This window comes from Burkholderia sp. HI2500 (genome assembly GCF_002223055.1).
Taxonomy (GTDB): Bacteria; Pseudomonadota; Gammaproteobacteria; order Burkholderiales; family Burkholderiaceae; genus Burkholderia.
Map to the genome: position 1 here is coordinate 2,938,597 of NZ_NKFL01000006.1, position 13,345 is coordinate 2,951,941.

At 66.9% G+C, this 13,345-nt stretch carries 11 protein-coding genes; 8 read left to right on the forward strand and 3 right to left on the reverse strand.

Annotation, left to right across the window (positions count from 1 at the left end):
• Positions 1–257: 257 nt before the first annotated feature.
• The 7 genes from CFB45_RS31010 to CFB45_RS31040 all read left to right on the forward strand — a co-directional run bounded on the left by CFB45_RS31010 (position 258) and on the right by CFB45_RS31040 (position 8,129).
• The gene (locus tag CFB45_RS31010) at positions 258–836 is read left to right on the forward strand and encodes a cupin domain-containing protein (RefSeq protein ID WP_069252724.1); all 579 of its coding nucleotides are present in this window, start codon (positions 258–260) and stop codon (positions 834–836) included.
• Between the two features lie 179 nt (positions 837–1,015).
• The gene (locus CFB45_RS31015; RefSeq protein ID WP_089428816.1) at positions 1,016–2,626 is read left to right on the forward strand and encodes a peptide ABC transporter substrate-binding protein; all 1,611 of its coding nucleotides are present in this window, start codon (positions 1,016–1,018) and stop codon (positions 2,624–2,626) included.
• 11 nt (positions 2,627–2,637) lie between these two features.
• Positions 2,638–3,576, forward strand: a complete 939-nt coding sequence (locus CFB45_RS31020; protein ID WP_089428817.1) for an ABC transporter permease subunit — start codon at positions 2,638–2,640, stop codon at positions 3,574–3,576.
• Positions 3,577–3,589: 13 nt separating this feature from the next.
• Entirely contained in the window at positions 3,590–4,492 is a 903-nt protein-coding gene (locus tag CFB45_RS31025; RefSeq protein WP_089428818.1) for an ABC transporter permease, read from the forward strand.
• Positions 4,493–4,494: 2 nt separating this feature from the next.
• Positions 4,495–5,487 carry an ABC transporter ATP-binding protein gene (locus tag CFB45_RS31030; protein ID WP_089428819.1) on the forward strand — a complete coding sequence of 331 codons (993 nt, stop codon included), beginning with the start codon at positions 4,495–4,497 and terminating at the stop codon, positions 5,485–5,487.
• Entirely contained in the window at positions 5,484–6,503 is a 1,020-nt protein-coding gene (locus tag CFB45_RS31035) for an ABC transporter ATP-binding protein (protein WP_179255115.1), read from the forward strand. Before CFB45_RS31030 ends, CFB45_RS31035 begins: the two co-directional genes overlap by 4 nt.
• A 165-nt stretch (positions 6,504–6,668) precedes the next feature.
• Positions 6,669–8,129, forward strand: coding sequence for an OprD family porin (locus tag CFB45_RS31040; RefSeq protein WP_039349592.1), 1,461 nt, complete (start codon positions 6,669–6,671; stop codon positions 8,127–8,129).
• Positions 8,130–8,183: 54 nt separating this feature from the next.
• On the opposite strand, the gene CFB45_RS31045 is transcribed toward CFB45_RS31040, so the two are convergent.
• From CFB45_RS31045 to CFB45_RS31055, 3 genes are all read right to left on the reverse strand, one after another.
• Positions 8,184–9,179, reverse strand: coding sequence for a DedA family protein/thiosulfate sulfurtransferase GlpE (locus tag CFB45_RS31045; RefSeq protein ID WP_089428820.1), 996 nt, complete (start codon positions 9,177–9,179; stop codon positions 8,184–8,186).
• Positions 9,180–9,331: 152 nt separating this feature from the next.
• Positions 9,332–9,601 (reverse strand): hypothetical protein, encoded by a 270-nt coding sequence (locus CFB45_RS31050; protein WP_089428821.1) that lies wholly within the window; start codon positions 9,599–9,601, stop codon positions 9,332–9,334.
• Positions 9,602–9,871: 270 nt separating this feature from the next.
• On the reverse strand, positions 9,872–12,217 hold the full coding sequence (locus CFB45_RS31055; protein ID WP_089428822.1) for a phosphocholine-specific phospholipase C: 2,346 nt from the start codon (positions 12,215–12,217) through the stop codon (positions 9,872–9,874).
• A gap of 573 nt (positions 12,218–12,790) precedes the next feature.
• On the opposite strand from CFB45_RS31055, the gene CFB45_RS31060 reads away from it, so the two are divergent.
• Positions 12,791–13,291: a GNAT family N-acetyltransferase gene (locus CFB45_RS31060; protein WP_089428823.1), complete on the forward strand. Its 501-nt coding sequence runs from the start codon at positions 12,791–12,793 to the stop codon at positions 13,289–13,291.
• Positions 13,292–13,345: the final 54 nt, after the last annotated feature.

Here is a 13,345-nt window from a genome sequence, read left to right on the forward strand (position 1 = left end):
CTTTCAGGAACATTCGTCTCATCATCTATTTGTAAGATTCCGTGCAGGTCCTCCGAAGATTCCCGGAGAGCCGCTTGCAGCTTGCCTGTGAAGCCGGCGAGTCTGGCAAGATAGCGCGTCGTTTCGCTCGCTTCGTGTCCCGTTTAGTGCACCGGGCTTGACACCGAAGACGTGGGCGAACCCGAAGACTAAGCTATATCGTTCTAACTTAGTTATTTTCCATCAAACATTTTTTGACGATCACTTTTCGGCCTGCTATGGTTCCCCCCACTGAAAACTCGCGGGCTGCAGATGCTGCCGCGCTGGGCAGCAAGATTCGCGCGTTGCGCCAACGACTCAAGCGCACGCTCGACGACACCGCTACCGCCGCGGGGATTTCGAAGCCGTTTCTGTCTCAAGTCGAACGCGGGCTCGCGTCGCCGTCGCTGACATCGTTGGCCGGTATCGCGCACGCGCTCGGTGTGACGGTGCAGTACTTCGTGGATACGCCGAGCGAGGAACGCTCGGTGTGCCGAGGCGAGCAGTTGCGCTTCTTCGGGTTTGCCGATTCGGCGAACCTGTTCGCGCGGTTGACGAACGTATCCGAAGGGCGCCAGCTGGAGGCGATCCTCGTGAGGATGCCGCCGGGGCAGAAGCGGTCCGAGGTGACGACACATGCAGGAGAGGAGTTCCTGTATGTGATTGAAGGGGAAGTGTCGCTGACGCTGGAAGGCAAGACGTTCGTCCTGCAGGCCGGCGACAGCTCGCACTATCAGTCGACGGTCCCGCACAGCTGGGTCAACACCGCGAAGATCGAGTCGGTGGTGGTCTGGGTCGGTACACCGAGGCTGTTCTAACGCACAGGTATTCCTTCGTTTCGAAGACGGAATACCTGTCGAAAGAAACGTAAGGAATACTAAAATGCAATACGAGAATCACGGGCCTCCTCAATCGCTGCGCCCGTCAGCGTCTCAAGCGTAATCCGCGGCATCCGCCGCGCGACGCTCACCGAACAACCTTTCTCAAGACTGCCACGATGAAATCCTTGCATGCCATGTCGGCCGTGCTGGCCGCGCTCGCCCTGACGCCTGCCGCCCACGCCGTTACCGTTCCGTCGAACGTCGCGCTCGCGCCTCAACAGGACCTGACGCGACAGGTGCCCGCCGAAATCGAGTCGCTCGACCCCGCGCACATCGAATCGTGGACCGGTAACACGATCGGCCTCGACCTGTTCGAAGGGCTGGCCCGCATCGATGCGGCCGGCCAGGTCGTGCCGGGCGTCGCGCTGTCGTGGGAGCGCAAGTCGCCGACGACGTGGATCTTCAAGCTTCGCCATGACGCGAAGTGGAGCAACGGCCAGCCGGTGACGGCCGCCGATTTCGTCTACTCGTGGCAGCGCCTCGTCGATCCGAAGACGGGCTCGAAGTACACGATCCTCGTCGAGTTCGTGAAGAACTCGAAGGACATCATCGCAGGCAAGGCTGCGCCGTCGACGCTCGGCGTGCGCGCGATCGATCCGTACACGCTGGAAGTGACGACCGACGTGCCGGTCGCATTCTTCCCGGAACTGACGGCCATGGTGCCGCTCGCGCCGGTGAACAAGGACACGGTGACGAAGCTCGGCGACGCATGGACGCGCCCGGGCAACATCGTCAGCAACGGCGCGTACCAGCTCGTCGACTGGCAGCCGAACAACCGCATCGTGATCTCGAAGGATGCGAAGTACTGGAACGCGCCGAAGGTCGTGATCAACAAGGTCACGTACTTGCCGATCGAGAGCGACGAGACGGCGATGCGCATGTACCAGGCCGGCCAGATCGACTACAGCTACTCGATCCCGTCGGGGATCTTCCAGCAGGTCAGCAAGCAGTTCGGCGGCGAACTGCGCCAGGGCCTGCAGCTCGCGACCTATTACTACTACCTGAACAACAGCGATCCGGCGCTGAAGGACAAGCGCGTGCGCCAGGCGCTGTCGATGGTGCTCGATCGCGACGTGCTGACGCAAAGGCTCACGCAGGCCGGCGAGAAGCCGATGTACGGCCTGATGCCGAGCGGCACGAAGGGCGTGCAGCCGTTCACGCCGGATTGGGCGTCGTGGCCGATGGCGAAGCGCGTCGAGACCGCGAAGAACCTGCTGAAGCAGGCCGGCTACTCGGATGCGAAGCCGCTGTCGTTCACGCTGACGTACAACACCAACGACCTGCACAAGAAGGTCGCGCTGTTCGCCGCGTCGGAATGGCGCACCAAGCTCGGCGTCAATACGAAGCTCGAGAACGTCGAGTTCAAGGTGCTGATGAAGGAGCGTCATGACGGCAAGGTGCAGATCGCCCGTGACGGCTGGTTCGCCGACTACAACGACGCGATGACGTTCTTCGACCTGCTGCGCTGCGGCAGCGCGCAGAACACCGTCGGCTACTGCAACAAGCAGGCCGACGCGCTCGTCGACGAAGGCAACCAGAAGCTCGACGACAAGGCACGTGCCGCGCTGCTCACGCAGGCGCACGACATGGCGCTGAGCGACACGCCGATGGTGCCGCTGTTCCAGTACTCGGCCGATCGTCTCGTGAAGCCCTATGTGGGCGGCTACTCGCTGAAGAACGTGATCGACATGCGTGCTTCGCAGGACATGTACCTGATCAAGCACTGAGCGGAGCGATCATGCTGGCCTACGCATTGAGGCGCACGTTGTGGGCGGTGCCGACGATCCTCGCGGTCGTCACCGTCTGCTACCTGCTGCTGCACTTCACGCCCGGCGGTCCGTTCGATACGGAAAAGCAGTTGTCCGCCGCGACGCTCGCGAACCTGAACGCGAAGTACCACCTCGATCAGCCGCTGTGGAAGCAGTACCTGATGTACCTCGATTCGCTGCTGCATGGCGATCTCGGTCCGTCGTTCCGCTACGTCGACTGGTCGGTGAACGATCTCGTGAAGAAGGCGCTGCCCGTGAGCCTCGGCGTGGGCGGCGTGTCGATCCCGATCTCGATCGTGTTCGGCGTGTTGCTCGGCACCGTCGCGGCGGTGCGCCGCGACAGCTTCATCGACCGCGTCGTGATGCTGATCGGCAACGTCGGCAATGTCGTGCCGCCGTTCGTGCTCGGTCCCGTGCTCGTGTGGATCTTCGCGATCCTGCTGAAGACGTCGTCCGGCAACGGCTGGCTGCCCGCGGGCGGCTGGGGTGACGGCGGCTGGGAGTACCGGCTGCTGCCGATCGTGCTGCTGACCTTCATCAACATGTCGCTGCTCGCGCGCGTGATGCGCGGCTCGATGATCGAGACGCTGTCGAGTAACTACATCCGCACCGCGCGCGCGAAGGGCCTGCCGGGCTCGACGATCGTGCTGCGCCATGCGCTGAAGCCTGCGCTGATGCCGGTCGTGTCGCTGTTCGGCACGGTCTGCATCACGTCGATAACGGCGGCCGTCGTCACCGAATCGGTGTTCGCGCTGCCGGGGCTCGGGCAGCTCGTCGTGAACGGTGCCATCAACCGCGACTACACGCTGGTGCTCGGCCTCGTCGTGCTGACGACCGTCTGCGCGGTGCTGTTCAACCTGCTGGTCGACCTCGCGTACGCGTGGCTCGATCCGCGCATCCGTTATTGAGCGAGGCACAGCGATGACTCCGACTACTCCCGTCGTCGGCCTGCCCGTGCAGGCCGACTCGCCGCCGCGTTCGCGCTCGCCGTTCGCGCTTGCGATGGCGCGCTTCCTTCACAACCGTGCGGCCGTGTTCAGCCTCGTGCTGCTCGCGCTGATCACGCTCGCCTGTTTCGTCGGCCCGTGGCTGCTCGCGGCCGATCCTTCGGCAAGCGACTGGGGCTCGATCAGCCTGCCGCCCACCTGGGCGAACCAGCACTGGTTCGGCACCGACGAGCTCGGCCGCGACCTGCTGGTGCGCACGCTGATCGGCGGCCGCGTGTCGATCGAGGTCGGCCTGCTCGGCACGCTCGTGTCGGGCCTGTTCGGCGTCGCATGGGGCGCGACCGCGGGCTTCGCGGGCGGCCGCGTCGACTCCGTGATGATGCGCATCGTCGACATGATGTACGCGATCCCGTACCTGCTGATCGCGATCCTGATGATGACCCTGTTCGGCCGCTCGTTCATGCTGGTCGTGCTGACCATCAGCGCGTTCTCGTGGATCGACATGGCGCGCGTCGTGCGCGGCCAGACGCTGTCGCTGCGCAGCCGCGAGTTCGTCGATGCGGCACGGGCGATCGGCGTGACGCCGGCGTCGATCGTGCTGCGCCACATCGTGCCGAACCTGCTCGGCGTGGTCGTCGTGTACGCGACGGTCTCGGTGCCGGGCATCGTGCTGACCGAATCGGTGCTGTCGTTCCTCGGCCTCGGCGTGCAGGAACCGATGACGAGCTGGGGCGTGCTGATCCAGGACGGCGCGCAGAAACTGGAATCGACGCCGTGGCTATTGCTGGCCCCGGCCGTCATGCTGTGCGTGACGCTTTACTGCGTGAACTTCGTCGGCGATGGCCTGCGTGACGCGCTCGACCCGAAGGACCGCTGAAGATGGCCGCACTGCTTGAAGTAGACAACCTCGGCGTGCGCTTCACGCGCAAGGACGCGCCGCCGGTGGACGCCGTGAGCGGCGTGTCGTTCTCGCTCGAAGCCGGCAAGACGCTCGGCATCGTCGGCGAATCGGGCTCGGGCAAGAGCCAGACCGTGATGGCGATGCTCGGCCTGTTGGCCGGCAACGGCACGACCACCGGCGCCGCGCGCTATCGCGGCGACAACCTCCTCGAGATGGATTCACGCGCGCTGAACAAGATACGCGGCGACCGGATCGCGATGATCTTCCAGGATCCGATGACGTCGCTCAATCCGTTCCTGACGATCGAGCGGCAGATGACCGAGACGCTGCAACTGCATCGCAAGCTGTCGCGCAAGGACGCCACGAAGCGCGCGATCGAGGCGCTCGAATCGGTGCGCATTCCCGATGCGGCACGCCGCATCCGCATGTATCCGCACGAGTTCTCGGGCGGCATGCGCCAGCGCGTGATGATCGCGATGGCGCTGCTGTCCGAGCCGGAAATCCTGATCGCCGACGAGCCGACCACCGCGCTCGACGTGACCGTGCAGGCGCAGATCATCGACCTGCTGCGCGAGCTGAACCGCGAGCGCGGCACCGCGATCGTGCTGATCACGCACGACATGGGCGTGGTCGCGGGCCTCGCGGACGACGTGATGGTCATGTATGCGGGCCGCACCGTCGAATACGCGCCGGCCGATTCGATCTTCGCGGCGCCGTCGCATCCGTACACGATCGGCCTGCTCAACGCGCTGCCGCGCCTGACCGACGCGGACGATGCGCCGCTCGTCGCGATTCCCGGCAATCCGCCGATGCCCGGCACCGCGCCGGCCGGCTGTGCGTTCGCGAAGCGCTGCACGTATGCGGAAGAACGCTGCGGCGCGGCGCGCCCCGCGCTCGAAACCTATGGCGCCGTGGGCGCGGTGCGCGCGTGCCACCGTCCCGTGGCCGATCTGACGGGAGGTCTGCGATGAGCGTCAATGAACGCCGCAATACCGGCGCGACGGACGACACGCTGCTGTCCGTCGACGGTCTGAAAGTGCATTTCCGCGTGCCGCTCGGCGGCTATCCGTGGTCGCCGAAGGGGACGCTGCGCGCCGTCGACGGCGTGTCGTTCGACGTGAAGCGCGGTGAGACGGTCGGGCTCGTCGGCGAATCGGGCTGCGGGAAGTCGACGCTCGCGCGCGCGCTGATCGGCCTCGTGCCGATGACGGCCGGCACGGTGAAATGGCGCGGCGAAGCCGTGGCGCCCGATCACCTGCGCGGCACCACGATGCGGCGCGAAGTGCAGATGATCTTCCAGGATCCGCTCGCGTCGCTCGATCCGCGCATGACGATCGAACAGGTGGTCGCGGAGCCGCTCGTCACGCACCAGGCCGGCCTCGGCCGCACGGAGGTGCGCCGCCGCGTGGTCACGATGCTCGAACGCGTCGGCCTGAACGCGCATCACCTGCTGCGTTATCCGCACGAATTTTCCGGCGGGCAGTGCCAGCGCGTCGGCATCGCGCGCGCGCTGATCGGCGAGCCGAAGCTCGTGATCTGCGACGAACCCGTCTCGGCGCTCGACGTGTCGATCCAGGCGCAGATCGTGAACCTGCTGCGCGACCTTCAACGCGAACTGTCGTTGTCCTATCTGTTCGTTGCACATGACCTGGCGGTGGTGAAGGCCATCAGCCAGCGTGTGCTCGTGATGTATCTCGGCCGCGTGATGGAGTTCGGCACGCGGCATGACGTGTACGGCGTGCCGCAGCACCCGTACACGAAGGCGCTGCTCGATGCGGCGCCGACGCCGGAGCCGGCGCGCGAGCGTGCTCGCCGTCCGATGCTGCTGGCGGGCGAGATGCCCTCGCCGCTCAACCCGCCGTCCGGCTGCGCGTTCCGCACGCGCTGCCCGGTCGCGATCGACGCGTGCGCGCAGGACGTGCCGCTGCCGGAAGTTCGGCAGGGGTCGGCCGCGCGTGTCGCGTGCATCCGCGCGGGTGTGGCGTGAGCTGAAGTGACGCAGCAAACATAACCAAGGCAGGTCAACAGGGGTAGGTGCGGCGCGAACGATCTTCGCGCCGCGGGTACAGGCGCGTCTTTGATCGGGCGCGCCGGGGGGCCGGGCGCGGATCGCAACCGGCGTGGACGATATCAACACAAGACGAGAATTACGATGAAAAAACAGAAGACGATCGGGACGGCATCGAAAATGCTGCTTGCCTGGGGGCTGCCGGCACTCGCCGGTGTCTCGCTGACGGGCGTCGCGCACGCCGACGACGCGGCCCCCGCACCGCTGACGGTCGCGCAGGCCGCACCGGGCACGACCGTTGCGCAGGCAACGACCCCGAACGCCGTCATCAACGCCGAGGCGAACCAGGCCGTCACGCCGCCCGACGAGCCGTCGGCGCAGTCGCAGTCGAAGGGCTTCATCGCCGACAGCCATCTCAACTTCCTGTTCCGCAACTATGCGGACGTGCTCGACGCCAAGGGCGGGCCGCATCGCCACGCGTGGGTCCAGGGCGCGATGGCGAACTTCGAGTCGGGCTACACGACGGGCCTGATCGGTATCGGTTTCGACGCATCGCTGTATGCGGCGCTGAAGCTCGACGGCGGCCAGGGCGCGGGCAGCATGGTGCACATCGCGAAGGGCGGCGGTGGCGGCAACCAGCTCGCCTGGGCCTATCCCGGCATCTACGACGTGAAGGCGCGCATCTCGAACACGGTGGTCAAGTACGGTCTGCAGGCCGTCGACAACCCGTTCATGGAGCAGCACGACAACCGCGCGCTGCCGCCGACGTTCCTCGGTGCGACGCTCGTCAGCAATGAATTCAAGAACGTGATGCTCGAGGCCGGCAGCTTCACGAAGACCGACGCGCGTGGTCATACGACGCTCACCAACCTGACGACGCAATACGGCGGCACGCGCATCAACCGCCTGTCGTACGTCGGCGGCACGTGGGACTACTCGCCGAACGGCGAAATCGCGCTGTACGCGAACCAGGCCGACGACGTGTGGCACCAGTACTACGCGTCGGTGAAGCACAGCATCGGCAGCCCGCAGACGATCAAGTGGACGGGCTTCGGCAACGTCTACTCGACGCACGACACGGGCGACGCGCTGCAAGGCAAGATCAACAACAACGCATACAGCCTGTCGCTGGCCGCGCAGCACGGCCCGCACGAGCTGCTGCTCGGCTTCCAGCAGGTGCTCGGCGACCAGTTCTTCGACTACCTGAACGAAACGAACGGCATCTTCCTGACCAACTCGATGGACGTCGACTACAACGCGCCGCACGAAAAGTCGCTGCAGCTGCGTTACACGTTCTACGGCAAGGAAGCGGGCCTGCCGGGCTTCAAGGCGATGGTCTGGGGCGTGACGGGCTGGGGGGCGGACGGCAGCGCGGGCGCGGCGAACGACCCGAGCAAGTCGAGCATCTACTGGAGCAACGGCGCGCCGGTGCAGGGCCGTCACCACGAGTTCGGCTTCATCCCGTCGTACACGTTCCAGAGCGGCAAGCTGAAGGACACGAAGGTCACGTTCATCGCGATGTGGCACGCCGGTTCGGCACACTACTCGGATGCGACGAACACCGAGTACCGCCTGGTCGTGAACCTGCCGCTGCACGCGTTCTGATCGCAGGGGGCGCAGGCGCCCCCGCCTCGCACGGCCGGCCTTCGATCGACGCGATCAGGCCGGCTTGTGCAGCCCCGCGACCGGATCGTTCGCAGCGGGCATGTCTTCCACGAGCGACGTGAGCTGGCGGCCCGTATCGCGCCATGCATCGAGGCCGCCGCGCAGCGCGAGCGCATCGGTGAAGCCGGCGTCGAGCAGGCGCTTCGCCATCAACGCGGCCGTGAACTCGTTCGGGCACGAGCAGTACACGACGAACTTCTGCGAGAACGGATAACGCGCGACGATGTCGCCGATCTGGCGTTCGTCGGCGAACTGCGCGCCGGGAATCGTGAACGGATCGAGCTTGCGGTGCTCGGGCGAGCGCACGTCGAGGACCACCGGCGCGGACGTATCGCGCAGCATCGCGTCGAGTTCGTCGACGCCGACCCGCGCGCTCGCGAGCTGGCGGATCAGCGCGCGGCGGCGCATCCAGCGGATCGTCGCGTACACGGCCAGCACCGCGACGGCCACCAGCAGCGCCGCGCGGCCGAGCTGGCCCGCACCGGCGAACAGCCAGTCGATCTGGCGAGCGAACATCAGCCCGACCATCAGCCCGACGATCGTCCACAGCGCGGCGCCGAGCGCGTCGTAGCCGAGGAACGTGCGATAGCGCGTGCCGAACGCGCCGGCCATCGGCACCGACACGAGCGACAGCCCCGGAATGAAGCGCGCGACGGCGAGCACGCGCACGCCGTAGCGGCCGAAGAAGCGTTCGGTTTTCTTCACGCAGCTGTCACGCGACAGCGACAGGCGGCAGATCGTCTTCAGCGTCGTGCCGCCGAAGCGCCGGCCGGCGAGGTACCACACGGTGTCGCCGATCAGTGCGCCGAGCACCGACAGCACGACCACCGTGACCAGTTGCGAGCCGATCATCGCCGGATGCATCGCGGACATCGCGCCGAACAGCACGAGCGTCGGCATCGCGGGCACCGGCAGCCCGATGGCCGCCGCGAGCACGTTGACGAAGACGAGAAGCGGCCCGTATTGGGCGACGAGGTCGCGGAGGAGCATGACGGCTGGCCGAAAAGGAAACGCGCGCGGAAAGCACGCAGATGGGCCGATTATCGGCCTTTTTCAAGTCAGCGGCGGGAATAACGCAACGTGCGTGACGGCGGCAGGGGGCGCGGTGAGCCGGCGCGTTGCGCGCGGCTCACCGTTCGAAATCAGGAGGAGGTGCGGGCGAGTGACGCGGCGCCGTGGTTTTCGCCGGGGAGCTCGGCGCCGTGCGAGCGGATCGCCGCGATCAGTTCGGCCGGCGTGATCTCGTAGCGGACTTCGCGGTGGATGCCGGGCTTGCGTTCGTCGATCTCGATCAGCAGCACGCTCTTGCCGTCGCCGGTTGCTTCGAGCCGGAGCGAGCGCAGTTCGCGACCGTCGGTCGGGTCGTGTTCGGTGAGCAGGGTCATTGCCCCGGATGAGCCGGAAGTGCGCATCGAACCTATCCTCGTATCGTGGATGCCGTAGTGGCGAAGATGTCTTGGTTGAATACAGCTTGGCGCAGTTTAACGCGAACGGGCCGCAATTCGGAGCAATTTCGTTGGGGGGAATTGAGGGCTGAACCATTGATCCTTCTGATGTTTGAGCCGCGCGGGGCGGGCGTTTGCGCCGGATCGGGCGCAGCCGCGGCCGGCGCCTGACCGCCGTGCGCGGCCGGGCCGGCCCGGGCGGCGACACGCGGCGCAGCGCGGGTCGCCGCGGCGGCATCAGAAGCGGTCGGCGAGCCCCATCGCCGGGTCGCTGACCGAGTGGCGGCCGGTTTCGACGCGGCCGGCGACGCGGCGCGAGAAACTCGCGTCGCTGTCGGCGGTGACGATGAAGTCGTACCAGTGGCCGGTCGAGTCGAGCTTCCAGTGCAGCTCGGCCTGGTCGCCGGCGCGCACCGTGACCGTCCACGTGGTACCGGTACCGTGGCCGTGACCCTGGCTGTTGCCGTCCTCGTTGCCGTGGCCATGATCGCGATCGTCGTGCGCGCCGCGTCCGGACAGCGGCCCGTAGACCTGGTTCGACCTCACGGTGAAGCGCACCGTCCCGCCGCCGTGGTTGCGCAGCTTCAGGTGGAGGTTGCCGCTCGCGCCCGCATAGCCGACGCGAACCTCCGGCTGCGGCGCACGTGCACCGGCCAGGCGGCTGAGGTCGCCGGTGAAGCGGCGGTGATAGCCGTTCGGGCCCAGCACCCACAGGTCATATTTACCGCCGTTGTCGGCGCGCGCGGCCCAGTCGCCGTGCAGCGTCTTGCCCGGTTCGACGACGTAGCGCCGCGGCAGGCGGTCGAGGTGCAGCTTGTCATAGACGTGAAACACGGCGGCGGCGCGGCCCGTGTTCGCGAACTTCAGCGTGACCGTGCCGGTGCCGGCATCGGTACGCGTGCTGGCATGCAGTTCGTAAGGCAGCGCGCGCGACGGGCGCACGCCGGTCGCCTGCGCGGGCAGCGACGGCGCGGCCGGCGGCACGATCTTCGGCGCGGCCTGTTGCGCGGCGCTCAGCGCGTCGACCTGGCTTTTCGTCGTATGGCCCGCGAGCGTCGGCAGCGGTTCGTTGTTCGGCGAGCGGAAGTTGAACGCGCTCGTCAGGTCGCCGCACACCGCGCGGCGGTACGCGCTGATCTGCGGCTCCGCGACGCCGAAGCGTTTTTCGAGGAAGAGCAGCGTCGACGTATGGTCGAACACCTGCGAGTTGACCCAGCCGCCGCGGCTCCACGGCGACACGACCCACATCGGCACGCGCGGGCCCGGGCCGTACGGACGGCCGTCGATCGCCGGCTGGCTCGACGTGGCCGGCGTGAAGTCGTGGTACTCGGCGGCGACGTCGGCGTCCCGCAGCGTATGGCCGCCCGCGAGCGTGCCGTCGGCGTTGCGCGACGGCACGGCCGGCGACGGCATGTGGTCGAAGAAGCCGTCGTTTTCGTCGTAGTTCACCAGCAGCACGGTCTTGCTCCATACCTCCGGGTTCGCCGTCAGCGCATCGAGCACGGCCTGCACGTACCAGCCGCCCTGCGCGGGGCTCGACGGCCCCGGATGTTCGCTGTACACGGACGGCGGGATGATCCACGACACCTCGGGCAGCGTGCCGTTGCGGATGTCGTCGCGGAACGATTCGAGAAAGCCGTACGGCATCGTGTTGCCGAACCCCTTCGCGAGCGGGCTCAGCGGATCGTCGATCGCCGGATCGTAGAACGCGCCGGCCGCCGTCACGGGCTGCGTGATGTCGGTCGACGCGACGTACGCGGGCCGGCGCGCGGGCGGCATCTGCTCGATCGCCGCGCGCCAGTGGCGGAAGCTCATCATCTCGTTGCAGCCGAAGTTGTCGATCAGGCTCTGGTAGACCTTCCAGTTCACGCCGGCCTGCTGCAGCCGGTCGGCGTAGGTGGTCCAGGTCCAGCCCTGGCTCGACGGGCCGATGTCGTTGCCGCCGTTGAACTGGTTGTTCAGCGCGGCGATCTTCACGCGGCTGCCGTCGGCCGGGCTGATGCCGTTCGGGCCGTTGGTGCCGCTCCAGTAGAACAGGCGGTTCGCGATCGTGCCCGTGTGCATCCCGCAGTGATAGTGGTCGCACAGCGTGAACGCATCGGCGAGCGCACGCTGGAACGGTACTTCCGCCGCGTCGTAGTAGCCCATCGACAGCGGCGTCTTCGCGTCGGGCCAGCGGTTCATCCGGCCATGGTCCCACGCGGCCTGCGCATCGGCCCACGTGTGCGGCGTGCCGCCCGCGCGCTGCGCGTTGCCCTGGCTTGCGTCGAGGTGATACGGCGTGACGGTGGTGGCCGGCGTCGGCTTCGTGTACGTCTGGTAGAACACGTTGCGGCCGTTCGGCGACGGCACCGCGAAGCGGTCGCCGTAACCGCGCACGCCCTTGAACGTGCCGAAGTAGCTGTCGAATGCGCGGTTCTCCATCATCAGCAGCACGACGTGCTTCACGTCCTGGATGGTCCCCGTTTCGTGAAACGCGGGAATCGCGAGCGCGCGGCGGATGCTCGGCGGAAACGCGGACAGCGCGGCGGCGGCGAGGCCGGAAGTGGCGGTTTGCTGAAGGAATTTGCGGCGTGACGTCATGGCGTTCGGGTCCTGTGATGATGGGAGCGTTCGTGACTTCGTCTGGCGGCGCCCGTGCATCGCCCCCCTGGGACGATTCGCGCGGCGTGTGCGTTCGAGTGCATCGGCCGCGCGTGGCGGAGGTGCGCGCATCGCGCGCGATGCGTGGTGTCGCGCGGATGCGTTGGCCGTCGCCGCGATCCCGTGCAACGCGCGCTCGTGATGCGCGGCCGGGACGTCGGCACACGCCGGCCCGGCGCATGCCGGGTTGGGCGGCGCCCAGTCTAGGGACGCGGCGTGACGTCGACGTGATGAAGACATGACATCGCATGTCGCGCGCGTGACGTTGCGTGCGCAACGATTGATCGGGAAGCGATGCGTGTCGAAGACGAGTCAGGAATTACCGATTGCGGTTGCGGAATCGGTCAGATTTTTCCTGTTCGCGGTGGCGTGGCGTAATCGCGCATCGTTGCGGGTGCAACGGCATTGCATGACGCCCATGTTTCAAATGCGTGAAATCGGATAAGCTCGACACGTTGCTGCGCAGGTGCGCAGCCCGCGCGACTGGCGCGACTTTTCGGAACCGGCCCACCCATGACCGACATCACGATCCGGCACAGCGAGGCGCACGACGTCGACGCGATCCGGCAAATCGCCGCGCATCCCGCGGTGTACGCGAATACGTTGCAGCATCCGTTTCCGTCGCTCGAGAAATGGCAGAAGCGGCTCGACGGCGTGCGCGAGCACGGCGTGAGCCTCGTCGCCGAAATCGACGGCGTGGTGGTCGGCCATCTCGGCCTGCATCCCGAACAGAATCCGCGCCGTCGCCATGCGGCAGGGCTCGGCATGATGGTCGACGCGACGCGCCACGGGCGCGGCGTCGGCAGCCGGTTGCTCGCGGCCGCGATCGATCTCGCGGAAAACTGGCTGAACATCACGCGCCTCGAGCTGACCGTGTTCACCGACAACCGCGCGGCCGTCGCGCTCTACGAGAAGCATGGCTTCCGGGTCGAGGGTGAATCGCCGGGCTATGCATTGCGCGATGGCGTGCATGCGTCCGTGTATCACATGGCGCGGATCAAGGCGCGGCAGTGAAGGCTCGGCCGACGCGTACCTGACAGCATGCGCGGCCGCGATGCCGCGCGTCAT